The organism is Ruegeria sp. G2 (assembly GCF_056533505.1).
On record NZ_JBQFON010000002.1, the window covers coordinates 12,347 to 33,196 of the forward strand.

The window sequence follows — 20,850 nt, forward strand, 5'->3', positions numbered from 1 at the left end:
GAAAACCGGTGACAGTCGCCCCGAATTCCCAAGGAGGCTGAAATGGATCTGCGCGCCATCGCTATGGGGCTTGTGTTTGCCCTGATCTGGTCGTCGGCCTTTACCTCGGCGCGGATCATTGTTGCCGATGCCTCACCCCTGTTCTCGCTTGCGCTGCGGTTTCTCATTTCGGGAATGCTCGGCGTGGCGATCGCGCGCGCCATGGGGCAGAGCTGGAATCTGACGCCTGCTCAATGGCGCGCCACAATCCTATTCGGAATCTGTCAAAATGCCCTTTATTTGGGTCTAAATTTCTTCGCCATGCAGACCGTAGAAGCATCGATGGCTGCGATCATTGCATCAACTATGCCATTACTTGTCGCCTTGGCTGGATGGCTACTGCTGGGCGAAAAACTGCGTCCGGTGGGTATCATCGGTTTGTTTGCAGGCTTTGCCGGTGTCGCCTTGATCATGGGCAGCCGGATCGGGGCTGGCATTGACCTGTTTGGGGTCACGCTCTGCGGGTTCGGAGCACTTGCACTCACTTTTGCTACGCTGGCGGTGCGCGGAGCGACCTCTGGCGGCAATTTCATGATGGTGGTGGGGCTGCAAATGCTTGTAGGCGCAGCGGCGCTGTTCGTCGCCGCCCCGATCTTTGAAACCATCTACATCCACCCAACCGTTCCGTTCATACTGGCTTTTACTTACACCACGCTGTTCCCCGGCCTTTTGGCCACGCTGATTTGGTTCCTGCTGCTGGACCGGATCGGCCCGATCCGTGCGGCAACCTTCCATTTCCTCAACCCGGTCTTCGGTGTTGCCATAGCGGCCCTCCTGCTGGGTGAAAAATTGGGGCCACTTGATGCGATCGGCGTACTGATCACCACATTGGGTATTTTGGCCGTGCAATTGTCACGCCAACCCGTCGCCAAGCTGGCCTAAGATCGCGCACGACTGCGCGAGCCGATGTAACAAGCCTTTGCTTTCCCCCTTAGAACCCCATTTATTGGTCGAAACCAATAGAATCGGAGGAGCCATGTCTCGTTTCACCAAGGACCCCGAGGCCATCGCCGCCCTTTCGCCGGAGGAGTTCCACGTCACTCAACGCAGCGGGACCGAACGCCCGGGCACAGGCAAACTGTTGAATAACAAGGAACCCGGTATCTATGTGGATATCGTCTCGGGCGAGCCATTGTTTGCATCGACCCATAAGTACGAATCCGGCTGTGGCTGGCCCAGCTTTACCAAACCCATCGTGCATGAACATGTCGAAGAGTTTCGCGACACCACCCATGGCATGATCCGGACCGAGGTCCGCTCGAAACACGGCGACAGCCACCTGGGCCATGTCTTCCCCGATGGCCCGCGCGAACATGGTGGGCTACGCTATTGCATCAATTCCGCCTCGCTGCGGTTCATCCATCGCGACGATATGGAGGACGAGGGCTATGGCGAATTCCTGATCCATGTGGAGGATATCAGATGACCGATGAACGCGCCGTTCTGGCCGGAGGCTGCTTTTGGGGCATGCAGGACCTGATCCGCAAGTTGCCGGGCGTGTCCCGCACCCGCGTCGGATACACCGGCGGTGATGTGCCCAATGCGACCTATCGCAACCACGGCACCCATGCAGAGGGGATCGAGATTTGGTTCGACCCGGCACAGATCACCTATCGTGAAATGTTAGAGTTCTTCTTCCAGATTCACGACCCCACCACCTTGAACCGTCAGGGCAATGATCGTGGCATGAGCTATCGCTCAGCGATCTATTATGTTGACGAGGTCCAGAAACAGGTAGCCGAAGACACGATTGCCGATGTGAATGCCAGCGGCATCTGGCCCGGCAAAGTCGTGACCGAGGTTGAGCCTGTCCGAGATTTCTGGGAAGCCGAGCCAGAACATCAGGATTATCTGGAACGTATCCCGAACGGTTACACTTGCCACTTCCCGCGCTCGGATTGGGTGCTGCCAAAACGCTCCAGCGCGGCAGAATAAGGATACCGGTAGCCCCTGCGGGGGCTACCCCACCGCCACCCGAGGCCGTCCGCTGGCCTCGACCGTGACCAACGCCTCGACAAACACCTCCTGCGCCTCAATTTTGGCGGTGCGGATGTCGCGCTCGACCGTCACTCGAATATCCTCGGCCCCTGCTTCGCGCACAGCACCTTCAGCCTCACCACGCAAAGCTGTTTCAAGTACCTTCAGGGCAGCGCTTGAATCCGAGAAATCTTGTGGCCCTTCTTCCAGATGCACCCGATAGCGGCCTACAGCGGGAGACGTGACAGTGCCTGACCGGCGCAGGGTCATCCGACCAACGACCGCTCCGATAGCATTCGCAACACCAGCGTGTACAGGCAGGATCATATTGCAATGCAACCGCTCACCTACGGCAGGGTAATAGCTGGGTGCCGAGGCCCCTAGGCCCACCACATCGACATTCAGTGCGGCATCCAGCGCGATCAATCCTCGGTGTTTGGCAAGACCACGATGGGTTAGTACGTGCCGCGCGAGTTCCTGCGGTGAAAGACCAAAACCGTCGATCTCCTCCGCAAAAGCAGTCTCTAACAAAGTCAATGAGGTTTGTTCCGTCAATTGATCAACGATCATCTGCGCCAGTACCTCAGGTGACCTCGCCAGCTTTTCTCCAGATCCAACCCGCTTACGCGCCATTAGCTCCAGTGCCTTATATGCAGCCTTAGCATCCCAGTCGTCCAGACGACCCAGAACATGGCTCGCGTCTGAGGGCGTGACACCGGAAACCTGAACAATCCCACGATTGACCAAACGCGTCAGCGCGCCATGTTCCATCCGGGTCTGCAACAATTTACTCAGCGCCAGCACCCCATCGCCCAGCCGGTCCAGCAAGACAGCTTCACGCGGGCCCACGCCTTCAGCCGGGATTCCCGGCACCCGCCGCGCAAAACGGGTATCGTGTTCACCCACTGTTGTCGCGCGCAATTGTTCATCCAACTCTGCGTGAACAACATCTGGTGCTTCAGCAGCGATCAACGAAACCGGAAGCACACGCCGCGGGCCAAGAAAGACACCACCCTGCAATCCTTCCGTTAAAACATGTACTTGGCTGTCCCCACCCAGACCGTGGGTACGTATCGCAACGGCTTCGACCATAGTACGGAAACCACCAACTTGCGCACCTGCGGGATCAATCGCGGGCTTTCCATCCCGTATCAACGCGACGTCGGTCGTAGTTCCACCGATATCGGAAACCAACGCGTTATCGGCATTCGTCAACCAACGCGCGCCCACAATCGATGCCGCCGGGCCGCTAAGGATCGTCTCGATCGGGCGTTCGCGCGCCTGTTCGGCACTCATCAAGGCCCCGTCGCCACGCACCACCATCATAGGCGCTGAAATACCTTGTTCTTTCAGTTGGTCCTGCGCCCGCCCGATCAAACGATCAATCATGCCTATCAATCGCGCGTTGAGAACCGCAGTCACAGCCCGTTTTGGTCCATTCAATTTGGCTGACAAATGGTGCGAGCAGGTCACCGGAATACTGGTTCTTTCCGCAACCACCCGTGCAACTTCAAGCTCATGCGCCGGGTTCCGGGTGGCAAATTGTGCCGCAACCGCGTAGCCAGATATGCCTTCGTGAGATTTCAAGAAGGCCTCAAGTGCCTCTGTATCCAACGGCTCTTTCTCACCGCCTGCGTGATTGTGCCCACCGGACAGAACCAACGCCGGGTCGCCTTTCAGCGCATCCCGCAACCCATGCTTTTCCAGATCACTTTCCCGAAACCCAACATAAATCAGCGCGATACGCCCCCCCTGGCCTTCGACCAGCGCATTGGTGGCCAGAGTCGTCGAAAGCGATGCCAATCCGATCTGATCTGGCGCGATCTCGGCTTCTGCAAGCACCGCCGAGATGGCCCGACCAACTCCTATCGCCAAATCTGCGCGTGTGGTCAGAGACTTAGCCGAGGCAATCACCTCACGCTCATCCCGAACCAGCACCGCATCTGTATAGGTTCCGCCCGTATCCACACCCAAAGCCAGCGCCATCGGGTCCTCCATCTGTTCGCCAGAATCGGGTGTAGCGTTTTCCTACGGCGCGTCCAGCCTGTTTACGACAACCTAGACGCCGCCCAGCGCGCAGCATCAGCCACCGTCGGATCAGGATCATCGGTCAGCGTCTGAGCAACCGGCAGCAATGCCGGTACCGCCGAGTTCCCAATCGCATAAAGCACGTTCCGCACAAACCGATCCCGCCCGATTCTCTTGATCGGTGAGCCCGAAAACATCGCTCTGAAAGCCGTATCATCCAACATCGCCAACTCTGCCAACGACGGGGCCTTCAATTCCTCACGCGCTGCATATCTAATATCGCTGGCAGCGACTGCGAACTTGTTCCAGGGGCAGGCTGCAAGACAATCATCGCAGCCATATATCCGGTTCCCCAGTAGCCCCCGCAATTCTTCATCCACCGGCCCCTTATGCTCGATGGTTAGATACGAAATACAACGACGCGCATCCAGTTGATACGGCGCTGGAAAAGCGTTTGTTGGACATGCATTCAAACAAGCCCTGCACGACCCGCAATGGTCGACCTCAGCCACGTCCGTTGGCAGGTCCAATGTCGTGAATACAGACCCTAAGAAGGCCCAATTGCCCCAATCTTGGCTTACCAGATTGGTGTGTTTACCCTGCCAACCTAACCCAGCTGCCTCTCCCAAAGATTTCTCAGGCACTGGCGCCGTGTCGACAAACACCTTCACTTCACCCCCGCCCTCAGCAATCAGCCAGCGCGCTAATCGCTTCAGGCGTTTCTTGACCAGATCATGATAATCCTTGTTCTGTGCATAGACCGAAATTGCACCCAATGCGGGATACGACAGCACTTCTGCGGGATCATGCTCAGGCGTATAACTCTCGGCCAGCATGATCACGGATCGTGCCTCGGGCCAGAGCGCCGACGGATCCCCGCGCCAATGGCTCCGCTCCGCCATCCACCCCATCTGACCATGATATCCGGCCTGCAGAAATGCCTCCAACCGCTTTGGCACCTGCGGCACGTCCCAAGGACGGCACACCCGGCAGGCCACAAACCCCTCAACAAGGGCCTGCTCCACCAATCGTGCCTTCAATTCCGATCCGTTCTTCATCTGGCCCTAATTTTCCTCGGGGGGCGAATTGGCCCAATGGGCCACGAGGGGCAGACATCCCCCTTCCCCAACCTATCAGAAATCCAGATCAGCGTAATGAGGCGGTGGCCGGAATCCAGGCACCTGATCCGCCAGAATCGAGCGAAATGCAGGGCGAGACTTGATCTTCGCATACCAGTCCTTCACCGCAGCGCTCCGGTTCCAATCCACGTCCGAGATATAGTCCAGCGCCGACAGATGCGCCGCAGCAGCAAAATCGGCCAGTGTCATCTGATCCCCGGCCAACCAGCGGCGATGGTCCAGCAGCCAGGCCATGTAATCCAAATGATACTTGATCGCTTTTGCACCTTCCTTGACGTTCTTGCTGTCCGGATAACCCTGCCCAGTGACCTTTTTGTTCACCCGTTCATAAAGCAGTTTTGAGGTGACCTCGTGATGAAATTTGTCATCGAACCAGCCAACAAGACGCCTGACTTCGTAACGCGCCTCGGGCTTTTTAGGCATTAGGGGCGGCTCGGGACGAGTCTCTTCGATATATTCACAAATCGCGGCACTCTCGGCCATGATCTGACCATCCAATCGCAACACGGGGACCTTGCCCGCCGGATTGCGGCGCAAAAAGTCCGGGTCTTGTTCCCAATATCGTTCTTCGACCAGCTCAACCTCGATCTTCTTTTCAGCCAAGGACAAGCGGACTTTGCGGCAGTAAGGAGAGAGGGGAACGTGAAACAGACGCGCCATGAGCTTCCAATCGAACCAGAGAATACACCTCAGCTTTAGCCTCTGACCGGCTTGAGATTCAATCCTCGAAACACTTGGCGCGTCCATCTGCGCGGATGGTGGCCGCTCCATCCAGGATCGATGCTGCACGCCTGCGAGTTCGAACCGAAGGATCGGTAACTGATCTGTTTCGCGGCGAGGGCAGAATTGCAGCAATACGCGCTGCTTGGACCGGCGACATCTTTGCCGCACTTACCCCATAGTATTTCTGTGCCGCCGCTTCGACACCAAACACACCGGTCCCGGTTTCGGCGACGTTCAGATAGACCTCAAGGATGCGCTGCTTGCTCCAGACCATTTCGACAACCGGGGTTATCGAGGTCTCAAGGGCCTTGCGCACCCAACTGCGCCCTTGCCAAAGAAAGACATTCTTCACCACTTGCTGCGTTATGGTCGATGCGCCTCGATTGCCCCCATCTTCCAATGCGTCCCGAATGGCCTCAACATCAAAACCCCAATGCAAGCAAAAGTTTGCGTCTTCGGCTGCAACAGCAGATCGGGCCATGACGGGTGAAATTTCTTCGATGGCGACCCAGTCACGGTCAACCTTACCCAACCGGCGCCATTCCGACCAGATCGTATGTGTGATCGGAGGGTTCACGACCGAATAAATCAGGATCAACGCAAAAAACGCGACAGCAATACCTAAGCCGATTCGCAGCCCCCACCGCCGCATCCGCGCGATGAGGCCTTGCGATTTCTTTGAGCCTGATGCCTTTTTATTCTTACCGCGTGACTTGCGCGCTGCTTTCTTTGCCATGCTTTGCTATACGCCGCAGAGGGCGCATTTAAAACGGATTAATTCGACAACATCTGCCCGTCCCGCGGACGAACAACCGGGCGCGCCGTATTGACTGATGCAACACCGCGCACACTCAACTCAGGGAACAGCGCCAGAACTTCACCTTGTGTTCGTTGTTCGGCCTGGGTCAGCGCATGTCCCGGATAGTAACTTTCGCTTTTGGCCCCATTGGCGAACACGATCTCATGCCGGCGGAACAAGAGATGGATATAGTCGACCTCGCCCCCTTCCACCCGTGTCACAGTATCACCGTTCACGAGACAATGCGCTGCGATCAGAACTTCATCATGTCCAAACAGGTATTGCGCACGCCAATCGTCAATAAGCATTCGGTGTTGAGGAGAAACAACCAGCGGCTCGACAAGGCCAAACATCCCGGCCTCAAACCGAACCGGTGCCAGATTACCCTCTGCCGCTACGGTCGTCCGGCCAACCCAAAGCACCGGTTCTGCACCGCTGTCTGCTGTTGTAACAAGATCTCCGGGTTTCAGGTCTTCAGCCAGACGCGGCCCATCTGGCGTATCGATCAGTGTTCCAGGCGTAAAACAAGGTGGGCCAAGTTCGCCCGGGACAATCAGGGGGCCTTCAACATTCACAAATGTCGTCGATACCAGCGTGCCTGCCTGAAGAACCTGACCGTCTGTAGGTGTGAAAACCCGCGTGACGCCGTCCGAAAGATAGAATGTAATACCCACATAGGTGACGTCTCCGACACCGGGAACATTTATCGTCACGGTGTCTCCGGGCCAGGAATCTGAAACCGTTTGCCCGGCGACAGTGTCACCGCCAAAGTCCTCAATCTCGCCATTTTCGTCCTGATCAACCAGATCAAATGTATCGACCGTGATCGCGGATCCGACGGGGGGTGGGTTTGCCGGATCGAAGGAATAAAACTGGTCTGTATAGGTTATCGGCACACCAAAACTCCGCCTCTTTCACATCATTGATTTAGGATCATGCCCGCATTTCCCGAACAAACAATGACCAAAGCTAGGCGTTCCAGACCGAATTGCACAAGAATTAGAAGTCCTGCGCATATGCAAAAGAGAACCCGGCGTGTTGGATTCGACACGCCGGGTAAACCGTTTTCGATATCGCAGATCCTATTCTGCAGGAACCGCTGCGACTTCGGTGGTCAGGGGATGGCTTAGCTTGTTCAGCATCTCCTTGGGGCAGACCTGCAGGAAATGCGTCTTTTCCACTTCCCAGTGCTGCAAAATGTCTGCAGCCTTGCGGCTATTGGTTTCGTCGACATGGCGTTGGATCAGCGTTTTCAGTTGATCCAACCAATGCTCTACCGTGACTGGACAGGTGACCAGGGTCTCGTTGTTCAACAGCGCTTCGGCCTTGCCTTCGGGATTGTACAGATAGGCCATGCCGCCTGTCATACCCGCGCCAAAGTTCGCTCCAATGTCACCCAGGATTACCGCAACACCGCCGGTCATGTATTCACACCCGTTCGAGCCACAGCCTTCGACCACAACAGTTGCGCCCGAGTTCCGAACCGCGAACCGCTCACCCGCGCGACCTGCCGCGAACAGATGTCCGTCGGTCGCACCATACAGGACGGTATTGCCAACGATGGTGTTGTCATCCGCCTTCAACGGGCTGACCTGCGGTGGACGCACGACGATTGTGCCACCCGAAAGGCCTTTGCCTACATAATCATTGGCATCACCTGAGACTTCCAGCTTCAATCCCGGAGCAGCAAAGGCCCCAAGCGATTGACCGGCCGAACCTTGCAGTTTGACATGCAAGTGGTCGTCCTGGAACGTGTTCCGCATCCCAAAGTTCTGGACGATATGGCTGGAGACACGTGTTCCCACGGTCCGGTGCGTATTCTGGACGGCGTATGACAGCTGCATCTTTTCACCGTCTTTCAAGAACCGGGCGGCATCGCGCACGATCTCAGCATCCAGCGTATCAGGCACCGCATTGCGATCTTTGTCGCGGTTGTACACGATGTTGTGCGCTCCATCGACGGTGATCAGCAGCGGATTGAGGTCCAGATCGTCCAGATGCGCAGAGCCCCGGCTTACCTGAGCCAACAGGTCTGCGCGACCGATAATCTCATCAACCGAACGCGCCCCTAGGCTGGCCAGAAGTTCGCGCACTTCCTGCGCGTAGAAGGTGATCAGGTTGACGACCTTGTCCGCGTTGCCGGTGAACTTTGCACGCAGGGATTCGTCTTGCGTACAGACACCAACTGGGCAGGTGTTCGACTGGCACTGACGCACCATGATACAGCCCATCGCGATCAATGCAGCGGTACCGATACCGTATTCCTCGGCCCCCATCATGGCGGCCATGACTATGTCACGCCCGGTGCGCAGGCCCCCGTCAGTGCGAAGGGTCACGCGGTCGCGCAGGTTGTTCATGGCCAAAACCTGATGCGCTTCTGTCAGGCCCATTTCCCACGGCAGGCCGGCGTATTTGATACTGGTCGCGGGCGATGCGCCTGTACCGCCATTGTGACCCGAAATAAGGATTATATCCGCTTTCGCCTTGGCCACACCGGCAGCAATTGTGCCAACGCCCGACGACGCAACAAGCTTCACCGTCACCTTACAACGCGGGTTGATCTGCTTGAGGTCATAGATCAGCTGCGCCAGATCCTCGATCGAGTAGATGTCGTGGTGCGGCGGCGGTGAGATCAGTGTCACACCCTTAGTCGAGTGCCGCAGACGCGCGATCAGGTCGGTGACCTTCATACCCGGAAGCTGACCACCCTCACCCGGCTTCGCACCCTGAGCGACCTTGATCTCAAGCTCTTCACATTGGTTCAGATACTCGGCGGTCACGCCAAACCGCCCCGAAGCCACCTGTTTGATCTTGGCCGCGGGGTTATCGCCATTGGGCTCCGGCACGAAGTGTGCAGGGTCTTCACCACCCTCACCCGAGTCGGATTTCGCACCGATCCGGTTCATCGCCACATTCAGCGTCTTATGTGCCTCTGGTGACAGCGCGCCCAGCGACATACCGGGAGTGACAAAACGCTTGCGGATCGAAGTGATCGATTCAACCTCTTCAATTGGCACCGGCTTGCCCAGCGGTTTGAAGTCCATCAGGTCGCGCAAATGGATCGGCGGGTTCGACTGCATCTTGGCCGAGTACTGCTTCCACAGCTCATATGAGGCTCTATTACAGGCCATTTGCATCATGTGCATCGAGGTCGCTTCCCACGCATGGGTCTCACCCGATTTACGCGCCTTGTAGAAACCACCGATGGGCAGCACATCCAGGCCGCTTGCCCAGCCCTTGGCGTGAATCTCTTCGACCTTGACTCGAATGCCGTGGATACCAATGCCGGAAATCCGGCTCGTCATGCCGGGGAAGTACTCGGCCACCATGGCGCGGCTCAGGCCGACGGCCTCGAAATTCAGGCCGCCGCGATAAGAAGACACGACAGAAATACCCATCTTTGCCATGATCTTGAGCAGGCCCTGATCGATGGCTTCGCGATATCGCGCCACATTCTCGGTCAAGGTGCCGTCCAACAGGCCCCGTTCGATCCGGTCTGCCAGAGAATCCTCGGCCAGATACGCGTTCACAACGGTTGCACCGCACCCGATCAGCACCGCGAAATAGTGCGGATCGACGCATTCTGCCGACCGCACGTTGAGCGAGCAGAAGGTCCGTAGCCCTTGCCGTGTCAGATGACTGTGTACGGCGCTTGTGGCCAGAATCATCGGCATTGCCACCTTGTCTGGCCCGGAATGGTGATCGGTCAGCACCAGATGTCCTGCACCCGAACGCACCGCTTCTTCCGCCTCGGCGCGGATGCGGGCCAGAGCCAAGTCCAACTGACCCTCACCCGGGGCAAAACTGCAATCGATCTCGGCCAAAGGAGAGTTGAACTGCCCGACCAGCAATTCCCATTGCGCATTGCCGACAAAGGGGCTTTCCAGAACCACAATCTCAGTCTGGCTGCTATCTTCGTCCAAAACGTTCTTCAGGTTACCAAATCTGGTTTTCAGCGACATGACGCGATACTCGCGCAAACTGTCGATTGGCGGGTTTGTAACCTGGCTAAAGTTCTGGCGGAAGAAATGGCTGAGCGGGCGATACTGTTTCGACAGAACAGCCGAAGGCGTGTCATCCCCCATCGAAGCAAGCGCTTCTTTACCATCTTCCGCCATAGGGGCCAGGATCTGTTCGAGGTCCTCAACCGAGTATCCCGCAGCAATCTGGCGCTTACGCAGTTCCTCGCCCGAGAACATGGGCGCTTCGGTTACACCTGCAAGCGTTGTATCCAGATCGTTAATCTTGCTGACCCAATCGCCAAACGGCAAGGCGCGCGATAGCTTGTCCTTGATCTGGGTGTCACGATACAGCTTGCCCTTCTTCATATCCACGGCCAGCAACTGCCCCGGTCCAAGCGCGCCTTTTTCCTTCACCGACGCCTCGTCAATTGGTACCATCCCGGCCTCGGAACCCGCGATGACCAGACCATCACCCGTTACAACATATCGCATGGGGCGCAGGCCGTTCCGGTCCAGTCCGGCACATACCCAACGTCCATCGGTCATCGCCAACGCGGCAGGTCCGTCCCACGGTTCCATGACTGAGTTGCAATAGGAATACATGTCGCGCCAAGCCTGAGGCAGTTCGACTGCCTGCTTGGACCAGCTTTCCGGCACCAGCATGGTTTTCGCCATCGGGGCTGAACGTCCGGCGCGCACCAAAACCTCAAAAACCGAGTCTAATGCGGCCGAATCCGACGATCCACCCGCAATGATCGGCTTGATATCCTCGGCATGGTCACCAAAGGTCGCGCTGGCCATTCGAATCTCATGGCTTTTCATCCAATTGACGTTGCCCTTGAGTGTGTTGATTTCACCGTTATGGGCCAGCATACGGAACGGCTGGGCCAGCCACCATTGCGGGAATGTGTTGGTCGAATAGCGCTGATGGTAGATCGCGAACGCGGATTCAAAGCGTTCGTCCATCAGGTCGGGATAGAACACCGCCACTTGTTCGGCCAGCATCATACCCTTGTAAATGATCGACCGGCAGGACAGCGAGGCCAGATACAACCCTGAGATCCCCGCGGCGGCGGCGGCCTTTTCGATGCGGCGGCGGATGACGTAAAGCTCACGCTCGAAGGTCTCTTCATCCACGCCTTTGGAGTTCGAGATCAGGATTTGTTCAATCTCTGGCCGGGTTGCGTTGGCCTTATCACCCAGACAGGTCACATCGACCGGCACATGCCGCCAGCCGTAGATATAATACCCCATGCGCAGCACTTCGGTTTCGACGATGGTCCGGCAGCTTTCCTGCGCACCAAAATCAGTCCGGGGCAAGAACACCTGACCAACCGCGATGAGTTCGTCCATGTTTGGCTCATGCCCGGTGCGACGAATCTGGTCATAGAAAAACGGTACGGGGATTTGCACATGGATGCCTGCTCCGTCACCGGTTTTGCCGTCAGCATCCACAGCCCCCCGGTGCCAGATCGCCTTGAGCGCATCGATCCCGGCGTCAACAACTTTGCGGCTTTTCTTGCCGTCAACAGAAACAACCAGACCCACGCCGCAGGATGAATGTTCATCTTCTTCGGAATAAAGACCATTCTCAGCCATCCACTGACGTTTGGTTTCTTCGGCCTGCACCCAATCTGCGTCAAACTTGGTCATTGGCTGTCTCCTTCTTCCGTCGGCACTCCAGGGTTTCTGAACCTTTGCGGGCGTTCATTTAGTAACGCCTGTCCTTCGGGTAGTTGATATTATGATTGCAGCAGGTGATCCGCCGCTTTTTGTATCATTCGGCTGCGACTGCGGCTTTGGCGTTTAACCTGCCGATAATCGCGTCAGCACAATCGCGCCCATCGCGGATTGCCCAAACCACAAGAGACGCCCCGCGCACGATGTCTCCGATCGCGTAAACGCCTTCCATTTCGGTCTCACCAGTCTCGAATGCGGCCTTGATAGTGCCCCACCGAGTCACCGGCAGGTCGGGCTGACCAAACAGGGTGGGTAGGTCTTCGGGTTCAAAACCCAGCGCCTTGATGACAAGATCGGCGTCTTCGACATAATCCGCACCTTCGATCACTTCTGGCGATTGGCGGCCTGATGCGTCGGGCTGACCCAGGCGCATCTTCTGCACCATGACACCTGAAACCTTGGCGTCGCCAGTAAAGCCTTTGGGCGCACTGAGCCATTCAAAGATGACACCTTCTTCCTCGGCATTTTGGGTTTCACGCTGTGACCCCGGCATATTCGCCCGGTCACGGCGATAGAGACATTTGACCGAAGTTGCCCCCTGCCGGATTGACGTGCGTACACAGTCCATTGCGGTGTCACCGCCGCCAATGACGACAACTTTCTTACCTTCAGCGTTCAGGCGGCCACTATCAAAATCTTCAACGGCATCTCCAAAACTCTTACGGTTCGAGGCGGTCAGGAAATCGATTGCCTTTTCGATCCCGGTCAGACCGCTGCCCGGCATGGACAGATCGCGGGATTTGTAGACACCGGTCGCAATAATTACTGCATCATGTTTTGCTCGGATTTCTTCGAACTTGGCAGCATCCACATTGCAATTCAGAACAAATTCTACGCCGCCTTCGGCCAGCAAATCATTGCGACGCTGGACAATGTCTTTTTCCAGTTTGAAACCCGGAATACCATACATCAGCAGACCCCCTGCGCGGTCATAGCGATCATAGACCGTGACCTGGATGCCCGCCTGCCGCAGCATATCGGCCGCGGCCAGCCCGCCGGGGCCGCCACCAATGATGCCAACGCTTTCGCCACGCTCCGCCGCTGGTGCAACGGGCTTCACCCAACCTTTGTCCCAGGCTGTATCAGTTATGTATTTCTCGATCGTTCCAATGGTGACCGTCCCGTGACCCGATTGTTCGATTACGCAGTTACCTTCACAAAGTCGGTCCTGCGGGCAAATACGGCCACATATCTCTGGGAACGTGTTGGTCGCCTGGCTGGTCACATAGGCTTCTTCCAGCCGCCCTGTGGCGGTCAGGCGCAGCCAGTCGGGGATATTATTGTGTAATGGGCAATGCGATTGGCAATAAGGCACACCACACTGGCTGCAACGACTCGCTTGCTCGGCCGCTTTTTCGGCGGCAAACTCCGCATAGATTTCATCAAAGTCCTCTTTGCGGTCACCAGCGGCACGCTTTTCAGGCATGACGCGATCGATCTGCACAAATTTCAGCATCGGTTGCTTGGCCACGGGTCAGACTCCATGAATTGGCTTGCTTGGGTCTCTTTAAGGGAAGTCATTGAGGATGAAAAGTCAAATATACTGACCTATTATTAGAAAATTTCGGTGATTTGGCGTGTTGAGGTGAAATTTTGTCCAGAAAATAGTACCGATTCGGACCTATCTATGCGCTTTCCTTTCTCGCAACACGCTTATACCCATTGATCACAACAAGCAGACCACAACACCGGCAGAGCAGATGAGTCTTTTTCACTTGATTCTTGTGGCGATTATCCAAGGCGTCACCGAGTTCTTGCCGGTCTCATCCTCGGGCCATCTGATCCTGCTTCCGGGCCTGTCCGGCGCAAGTGACCAAGGCCTGGCGATTGATGTCGCTGTTCATCTGGGCACGCTTGGTGCCGTGGTTCTGTATTTCTGGTCAGATGTGAGGCAGGCATTGGCCGGTCTGCCAGAAGTTTTGACCGGGCGAATCGATACTCCCAGGGCACAGCTGGCCTTCGGATTAATCGTGGCCACCATTCCAACCGTTATTGTCGGCGCGATTCTGTACCTGTCAGGGCTTCAGCAATCCCTGCGCTCAATCGCGGTCATCGGCTGGACGATGCTGGGATTCGGATTGCTGCTGTACTGGATGGATCAGAAAGGCGCGCAAATCAAACATGCATCAGATTGGGGCATAAGAGATGCCGTGATAATGGGGCTATGGCAGGTGCTGGCGCTGGTCCCGGGGACCTCACGGTCTGGGATTACCATCACGGGTGCACGACAACTCGGGTATACACGGGAAGATGGGGCCCGGATTGCCATGCTGATGTCTATTCCAACTATATTAGCCTCGGGAGCCCTTTTGTCGGTTGACGTCATCCAGGATGCTAACTGGGATTTGGCGAAGGACGGAGTCATCGCGGCAGCGTTTGCATTTGTTGCCGCACTGCTGGCGTTGAGCCTGATGATGCGCCTGTTGCGCAGCGTCAGTTTCACACCTTATGTAATCTATCGCGTGATCCTTGGGGCGATCCTGTTAGTTATCGCCTATTCCTGATCAGATACGCAGATTCTTGGCCGAGTTCTGAATATCGTCATATTGACCCGATGGGCGGAATTTCCAGAGATATTCCGGCAATATCGAATCCAGTGTTGCGGGCTCAATCCCAAGATCCACAAACCCCTTGGCATCTTCTGCCACGACGTTATCGCGCCGCAGGTTTCTAACCTGGTCGCGGGTTAGGATATTGTTTGGGAACAACTGAAAACTAACAAACTTTACGATATCCAGTACGCCCGCCATGATTTTGGCAGCGAGGAACGGCATGCCTATGATGATCCGACGACGATGGATCACTTCGAGCATCTGCTGCATCAAGCCACGAAAGCTCTTAACCTCGGGACCGCCAAGCTCATAAATCCCTGCAGAGGCCTTGCCCAAAACACCCTGAACAGCGGCCTGTGCAACATCATCCACATAGACCGGCTGAAACTTGGTGTCGGCTCCGACAAGAGGCAGGAATGGGCTCATGCGCGTCATTCCTGCAAATCGGTTAAAGAACTGATCCTCGGTCCCGAAGATTATCGAAGGGCGCAGAATAACAGCCCCCGGCAGGTGTTGCAGAACATTCGCCTCGCCCTGGGCTTTGGTGCGTGCGTATTCGCTATCAGATTCCAGATCGGCGCCAATGGCGGAGATATGAACCATGCGATCGACATCGTTCGACGCAGCCAGACGGGCGATCCGTTCGGCCCCGTCGGCCTGCACCGCGTCAAACGCATTTTTGCCCAGCTCATTCAGGACACCGACGCAGTTGACCACAGCATCGACACCATGCATCGCCGAAGCGACCGAAGCATCGTCGCGGATATTGCACAGTATGGGCTCAACTTGCCCGACCGCGCCATACGGTCGCACAAACATCGCCTCATTGGGTCGCCGTACAGCGACCCGAACACGCCAGCCTTCGGCTGCCATGCGCCGAGCGATATATCGGCCGACAAAGCCCGATCCACCGAAAATCGTGACCAGTTTGGACATGATGGCGCTCCTGCTGTCTGGTTCTGATCTGATCTACCGCCCAACCGCTCGACGGACAAGGCGCAATAACGCCGCGCATCCGCGAAAATCCAATGCGTGTATCCCCGTCAGGGCGAGACACTAAAAAACTTTCAAAAAACGCCCCGAATCCGGTTGACGCCTACCGCCAGTCGGCTTAAACGCCCCTCCACGACACCTGCCCAGGTGGCGGAATTGGTAGACGCGCTAGCTTCAGGTGCTAGTGTCCGTATGGACGTGGAGGTTCGAGTCCTCTCCTGGGCACCAAATCTTTCCCACATGGATGTTCACAAAAACTCAATTTGATTGAGGTTTTGATCATTATTCAGGTGCATTCCCGAATAAAAGTCACGACTGAAGTCAATTCCGGGCATCTGTAAATATACTCGTTCCCCGTTTTGAGACGAACCCGCATTGTGAGCGAGTCGGTTGAGCAGCCGGTTGTCATCTCAACCTTTTCAAAGTTGCCTGGTCATCGCCGAAATTCTGATTGCTGATAACACAATGAATCCAAAAGGTGTTTTTGCCGCAATGCCGCTGAATTCACGAGAACCAATCTCGCGCTCGATTCAACGTCTCGATTTAGCGCTATCCCTCAACCAGTGCCTTAAGGTTCTCAAGCCCGCGCTCGTAATCGCCACCGACCCAGTTATCCATCATCAGGCCCATCCAGCGGGACATAGGGTTCATTCCCAACTCAGACACGAAACCCCAGGTCACCTGCGTACCTGCACCTTCGGATTGCAATGCGAATGTAGCCGTCGCAGTCCCCATCGGGCCAAAGTCGAGGGCGGTTTTGACGGACTGATCGGGGGTGCTTTCAATAATTTCCTGTGATCCAGTGCCCACCTGCGGATTGTCTGAGCTCCAGTTCAATGTATTGCCAACCCCAGCATCCGGGCCGCTGTAGCTGAGCTTGGTTTCGGGATCACGCGACAGCCACGGCGACCATTTCTCGGTCTCCTGCATCGAATTAACATAAGGGAATATCATGGCGGCCGGGGCGTCGATCGTGATGCTGCGCGACACCTCGGCTTTACCTGGCAGCAGGTAGGACACCCCAACCAGTGCCAGAATGATAAGAAGAAAGGCGACGAGGATACGTTTAATCAATCTCATAGAAATGGTCCGAATCCAATTGAACTGGATGGACTATATCAAAAAACAGCGCAGAATCAGAGGACTGATCTGCGCTGTTTAGCGTCAAGCAATGAATGACGTGCCTATACCACGACGAATTTCTTTTCCTGCGGATCATAACTCTGCAACCCGCCTTCTCCGATATCGGTCCAGAGCCCATGCAGGCTGAGTGAACCTTCTTCGACGGCGGAAGATACAAAAGGGAAGGTCATCAGGTTTTCCAGCGAGGCGACCACGGCCTGACGCTCGAATTGCCGGGCTTGTTCGGTGCTGTCTTCGACATCGGCAACCAGCTCGTATTTAGGCTTGAGGATATCCATCCAACGTCCGACGAAGCTGTCTTTCGCCTCAAGCTGCGGAGCCTGTCCCTTGCACATGTCGATACAGCCCTGCACGCCGCCACATTGAGAATGACCCAGAACTATCAGATGCGCGACCTTCAGCGCCGTTACCGCATATTCGATAGCTGCGCTGGTGCCGTGGTGATCCCCGTCCGGTGCGTAAGGTGGCACCAGGTTGGCGATGTTACGGTGAATGAAAAACTCACCCTGATCGGCACCGAAGATCGAGGTCACATGCACCCGGCTGTCGCAGCACGAAATGACCATTGCGCGCGGGCGCTGTCCCTCCGTCGCCAATCGCCGATACCAGACCTGATTCTCGGAATAGGTGGTCGCCTTCCAGCCGTGATACCGTTTCACCAGATAGGTCGGCAAAGGTTTGGCAAATTTCATTCTGATGCCCCTGTTGTTTTGACTGGATCGCTCTGTACCCTGAATTCTCACAAAATTCGAGACATTATCCCGCTGCTCCGCAAGGAATTGCAAAGGTATTTCAAAGCAGAATTGTAGCGTGCCGTGGGGGCATATCAACTGGGGTGAATGTGGTGGACAAGATTATCACGCTTGAACAGAAAGAATCCGTGCGTCTGGACCCGGACCGCCTTAACAGCCTGTATCATCAACTTGGTGAAAACAATGCGATGGATGTGCTGTGCAGAACAGTTGAAGAGCTCGCTCTGCGTATGTCGAATTGCGAAAGATTCTGGCGGAAACGCGATTGGACTGGGCTGCGCAAATGCGCCAAATCATTGGTGGCCATATCCGAACAGATCGGCATGACAGCATTGGCCCGTGTCGCGGGTGACGTCGTGCAATCGGTTGATGTCGGCGATGCTGTAGCAACAGGTGCCACGCTATGCCGTCTGATCCGGGTTGGCGAGCGTTCGCTGACCGCCATCTGGGATCAGCAGGATCTATCGGTCTGAGAGGGGTTGCGGGGACGCCGCAGACGGATAGTCTGTGCCAAACTTCAACCAGCCGAGGCCCGTATGACCCTGTCCTTTGCCCCCGCTACTGACCCGTCTTTGCCGCTATATGTTCTGCAGCAATCCGAATTGGCGGGCTGGCTGGAAAATCAGCCGGATCACGTGCACTCATGGGTTTCGGCGGATGGTTTTTCTGCCGCACTTGGTCAAACAGTTTTGGTACCCGGCCCAGATGGTAAGCCTGAATTTGCCCTTGCGGGATATGGCAGCGCGGCAAAACGAGCGCGCAAACGGTTTCCCTTGGCCGCAGCGGCGGAATCGTTACCAAAAGGAACCTATCGCATAGCCTCGGGCATCCCGGCGAACGTGCTTGAAGCTGAATGCTTTGGCTGGCTGATGACCGGGTACGCGTTTGATCGCTACGCCGCGCAAATCGCTGCAAATGCCGCGTTGGTTGCACCCGAAGGTTTGGATGCCAAACGGATCGAGATCATGGCAAAATCCGAGGCCTTAATACGGAATTTGGTCAACACTCCCGCTGCGGATATGGGCCCCACGCAATTGCAACAAGCCATTGAGGACCTGGCGCAGGAGTTCGATGCAGATGTATCGGTCATCAGTGGCGAGGCGCTGTTGGACCAGAACCTTCCAATGATCCACGCGGTCGGACGCGCAGCGGAACAGGCGCCTCGGCTACTGGAGATGAATTGGGGTGACAGCGGCCCGAAACTGACATTGGTTGGCAAAGGGGTTTGTTTCGATACCGGAGGGCTGAACCTGAAACCAGGTGCCTCGATGGGGTTGATGAAGAAAGATATGGGTGGCGCAGCCAATGTGCTAGGTTTGGCCCGTATGATCATGGCACTCGGGTTGGAATTACAACTGAGGGTGTTGATCCCAGCTGTCGAGAACTCGGTTGCGGGCAACGCATTCCGTCCCGGTGATATATTAACCGCGCGAAATGGAATGACCGTAGAAATCAACAACACCGATGCCGAAGGACGGTTGGTTCTAGCCGATGCGCTGGCGCTGGCACATGAGGACGCGCCCAATCTGCTGATATCGATGGCCACGTTAACCGGTGCAGCAAGGGTAGCGTTGGGGCCCGATTTGGCACCGTATTATACCGATGACAACAAGGCAGCCGAAACGCTGGCACGGGCAGCAGAAACTGTCGCAGATCCGGTCTGGCGCATGCCATTCCATGAGCCCTACGAAGCGATGATTGAGCCTGGCATCGCCGACCTCGACAACGCGCCGTCCGGTGGGTTTGCGGGGTCAATCACCGCAGCGCTATTCCTGCGCCGGTTTGCTAACCGCAGCCGCTACATGCATTTTGACATCTATTCCTGGCAACGTAGCAAGGAACCCGGCCGCAGCAAGGGCGGGTTGGGTCAAGGGCCACGTGCCCTTCTGGCGGCCCTTCCGGAGCTTCTTGGCCTATGACCCAAGCGCGTATTATCCGTCCCGTCGTCGATTTGCTACGTCAACCTGATGGCTCGCGCGACCGGCAATTGCTATTCGGTGACTCTGTGACCATCGAAGAAGAGCTTGATGGCTGGAGCAAGATCAAAGCTAGCAAGGATGGTTATCAGGGATGGCTGCCCACCAATCGGTTGGGCCCAATTGAGCCCCAGACTCACTGGATCATAGCCGGTTCGACCCACGCATACGAGAAGCCTGACATTAAAAGTCGCGACCTAACCTCATTAAGTTTCGGCAGCAGAATTCGCGTTTTGTCGGAGGAAGACAGATTTATGGAGACCGCACTGGGCTTTATTCCAGCGGTCCACGCTGTCCCTGCCTACTCTCAGCTCGCCGATCCTGTTGCCGCTGCCGAACTGTTTCTTGGCACGCCATATCTATGGGGAGGCAATAGCCGGTTCGGACTGGATTGCTCGGGTTTGGTACAGGCTGCCCTGCTAGCCTGCGGCATCCCCTGTCCCGGAGACAGCGGCGATCAGGAACGTGAAGTCGGAGAACTTGTGTCTGCAGGGGAACCTGCGCGTCGCGGTGATCTGCTATTCTGGAAGGGCCATGTGGCCTGGGTGGCGGCCGGGAATTTGCTGCTCCACGCCAATGCCTATCACATGGCTGTCGCGCTTGAGCCGATGGATCAGGCGATTGCCCGAATTGCAGCGCAAGGCGATGGGCCAGTTACGGCGCATAAAAGGCTCTAATCTGAGTCAACCGCCCGGATCAATTTGCGTTCCAGAACTCTCAAAACAGAGCGCAGATCGTGCCCACGTTTCAGAATGCGCCCATCCATACCCACCACCGAATACATACCCTGCCGCATTCGCAAGCGGGGGTGCTTTTCCACCCGGTAAATCGGATGTTCGGCAGTTCGCCTGAAAATTGAAAACACGGCTGTCTCGCGTAAATTGGAAATTCCGTAGTCACGCCATTCACCGGCGGCGACCATTCGGCCATAGACAGACAGGATTTGAGACATCTCACGCCGGTCAAACGCGACCGGCATCTGGGCAGAGCCGGACCCGAACCGGCTGGGAGGCTGCATGTTCATAAA

General features: G+C 56.3%; 18 protein-coding genes and 1 tRNA gene. 8 read left to right on the forward strand and 11 right to left on the reverse strand.

Features of this window, described 5'->3' with window-relative positions; translation table 11 throughout:
• Positions 1 to 42 precede the first annotated feature (42 nt).
• From ACR0DU_RS04735 to msrA, 3 genes are all read left to right on the forward strand, one after another.
• Complete coding sequence (locus ACR0DU_RS04735; RefSeq protein ID WP_480872769.1) at positions 43 to 921, forward strand: DMT family transporter; 879 nt, start codon at positions 43 to 45, stop codon at positions 919 to 921.
• 94 nt (positions 922 to 1,015) lie between these two features.
• Entirely contained in the window at positions 1,016 to 1,465 is a 450-nt protein-coding gene (msrB, locus tag ACR0DU_RS04740) for a peptide-methionine (R)-S-oxide reductase MsrB (protein WP_010442903.1), read from the forward strand.
• The gene (gene msrA / locus ACR0DU_RS04745; RefSeq protein ID WP_480872771.1) at positions 1,462 to 1,974 is read left to right on the forward strand and encodes a peptide-methionine (S)-S-oxide reductase MsrA; all 513 of its coding nucleotides are present in this window, start codon (positions 1,462 to 1,464) and stop codon (positions 1,972 to 1,974) included. The genes msrB and msrA overlap by 4 nt, the downstream gene beginning before the upstream one ends.
• Positions 1,975 to 1,998: 24 nt before the next feature.
• On the opposite strand, the gene ACR0DU_RS04750 is transcribed toward msrA, so the two are convergent.
• From ACR0DU_RS04750 to ACR0DU_RS04780, 7 genes are all read right to left on the reverse strand, one after another.
• On the reverse strand, positions 1,999 to 4,002 hold the full coding sequence (locus tag ACR0DU_RS04750; RefSeq protein WP_480873282.1) for a hydantoinase/oxoprolinase family protein: 2,004 nt from the start codon (positions 4,000 to 4,002) through the stop codon (positions 1,999 to 2,001).
• A gap of 62 nt (positions 4,003 to 4,064) precedes the next feature.
• Positions 4,065 to 5,102, reverse strand: a complete 1,038-nt coding sequence (queG, locus tag ACR0DU_RS04755; protein ID WP_480872773.1) for a tRNA epoxyqueuosine(34) reductase QueG — start codon at positions 5,100 to 5,102, stop codon at positions 4,065 to 4,067.
• Between the two features lie 75 nt (positions 5,103 to 5,177).
• On the reverse strand, positions 5,178 to 5,843 hold the full coding sequence (fzlA, locus tag ACR0DU_RS04760) for an FtsZ-binding protein FzlA (protein ID WP_170470958.1): 666 nt from the start codon (positions 5,841 to 5,843) through the stop codon (positions 5,178 to 5,180).
• A gap of 58 nt (positions 5,844 to 5,901) precedes the next feature.
• Positions 5,902 to 6,642 carry a monofunctional biosynthetic peptidoglycan transglycosylase gene (gene mtgA, locus ACR0DU_RS04765; protein WP_010442908.1) on the reverse strand — a complete coding sequence of 247 codons (741 nt, stop codon included), beginning with the start codon at positions 6,640 to 6,642 and terminating at the stop codon, positions 5,902 to 5,904.
• A 38-nt stretch (positions 6,643 to 6,680) separates the two neighbouring features.
• Positions 6,681 to 7,601 (reverse strand): Hint domain-containing protein, encoded by a 921-nt coding sequence (locus ACR0DU_RS04770; RefSeq protein ID WP_480610766.1) that lies wholly within the window; start codon positions 7,599 to 7,601, stop codon positions 6,681 to 6,683.
• A 186-nt stretch (positions 7,602 to 7,787) separates the two neighbouring features.
• Positions 7,788 to 12,320, reverse strand: coding sequence for a glutamate synthase large subunit (gene gltB, locus ACR0DU_RS04775; RefSeq protein WP_480872775.1), 4,533 nt, complete (start codon positions 12,318 to 12,320; stop codon positions 7,788 to 7,790).
• 124 nt (positions 12,321 to 12,444) lie between these two features.
• Positions 12,445 to 13,878 carry an NAD(P)-dependent oxidoreductase gene (locus ACR0DU_RS04780; protein WP_480872776.1) on the reverse strand — a complete coding sequence of 478 codons (1,434 nt, stop codon included), beginning with the start codon at positions 13,876 to 13,878 and terminating at the stop codon, positions 12,445 to 12,447.
• A 229-nt stretch (positions 13,879 to 14,107) separates the two neighbouring features.
• Between ACR0DU_RS04780 and ACR0DU_RS04785 the strand changes: the two genes are divergently transcribed.
• Positions 14,108 to 14,911 carry an undecaprenyl-diphosphate phosphatase gene (locus ACR0DU_RS04785; protein WP_480872778.1) on the forward strand — a complete coding sequence of 268 codons (804 nt, stop codon included), beginning with the start codon at positions 14,108 to 14,110 and terminating at the stop codon, positions 14,909 to 14,911.
• Here ACR0DU_RS04785 and ACR0DU_RS04790 read toward each other — a convergent pair whose 3' ends face one another.
• Positions 14,912 to 15,895 (reverse strand): complex I NDUFA9 subunit family protein, encoded by a 984-nt coding sequence (locus ACR0DU_RS04790; protein WP_480872780.1) that lies wholly within the window; start codon positions 15,893 to 15,895, stop codon positions 14,912 to 14,914. It lies immediately after the preceding gene.
• 198 nt (positions 15,896 to 16,093) lie between these two features.
• Here ACR0DU_RS04790 and ACR0DU_RS04795 point away from each other — a divergent pair.
• Positions 16,094 to 16,180, forward strand: a tRNA-Leu gene (locus tag ACR0DU_RS04795).
• A gap of 321 nt (positions 16,181 to 16,501) precedes the next feature.
• Here ACR0DU_RS04795 and ACR0DU_RS04800 read toward each other — a convergent pair.
• Positions 16,502 to 17,032 (reverse strand): SRPBCC family protein, encoded by a 531-nt coding sequence (locus tag ACR0DU_RS04800; RefSeq protein WP_480872782.1) that lies wholly within the window; start codon positions 17,030 to 17,032, stop codon positions 16,502 to 16,504.
• Between the two features lie 104 nt (positions 17,033 to 17,136).
• Complete coding sequence (locus ACR0DU_RS04805; RefSeq protein ID WP_010442915.1) at positions 17,137 to 17,787, reverse strand: carbonic anhydrase; 651 nt, start codon at positions 17,785 to 17,787, stop codon at positions 17,137 to 17,139.
• A gap of 143 nt (positions 17,788 to 17,930) precedes the next feature.
• On the opposite strand from ACR0DU_RS04805, the gene ACR0DU_RS04810 reads away from it, so the two are divergent.
• The 3 genes from ACR0DU_RS04810 to ACR0DU_RS04820 all read left to right on the forward strand — a co-directional run bounded on the left by ACR0DU_RS04810 (position 17,931) and on the right by ACR0DU_RS04820 (position 20,500).
• The gene (locus tag ACR0DU_RS04810; protein ID WP_480872784.1) at positions 17,931 to 18,320 is read left to right on the forward strand and encodes a hypothetical protein; all 390 of its coding nucleotides are present in this window, start codon (positions 17,931 to 17,933) and stop codon (positions 18,318 to 18,320) included.
• Positions 18,321 to 18,383: 63 nt separating this feature from the next.
• The gene (locus ACR0DU_RS04815; protein ID WP_480872785.1) at positions 18,384 to 19,766 is read left to right on the forward strand and encodes a leucyl aminopeptidase family protein; all 1,383 of its coding nucleotides are present in this window, start codon (positions 18,384 to 18,386) and stop codon (positions 19,764 to 19,766) included.
• Positions 19,763 to 20,500: a C40 family peptidase gene (locus tag ACR0DU_RS04820; RefSeq protein WP_480872787.1), complete on the forward strand. Its 738-nt coding sequence runs from the start codon at positions 19,763 to 19,765 to the stop codon at positions 20,498 to 20,500. Before ACR0DU_RS04815 ends, ACR0DU_RS04820 begins: the two co-directional genes overlap by 4 nt.
• On the opposite strand, the gene ACR0DU_RS04825 is transcribed toward ACR0DU_RS04820, so the two are convergent.
• Positions 20,497 to 20,847 carry a DUF2794 domain-containing protein gene (locus ACR0DU_RS04825; RefSeq protein ID WP_010442919.1) on the reverse strand — a complete coding sequence of 117 codons (351 nt, stop codon included), beginning with the start codon at positions 20,845 to 20,847 and terminating at the stop codon, positions 20,497 to 20,499. The genes ACR0DU_RS04820 and ACR0DU_RS04825 overlap by 4 nt on opposite strands.
• Positions 20,848 to 20,850: the final 3 nt, after the last annotated feature.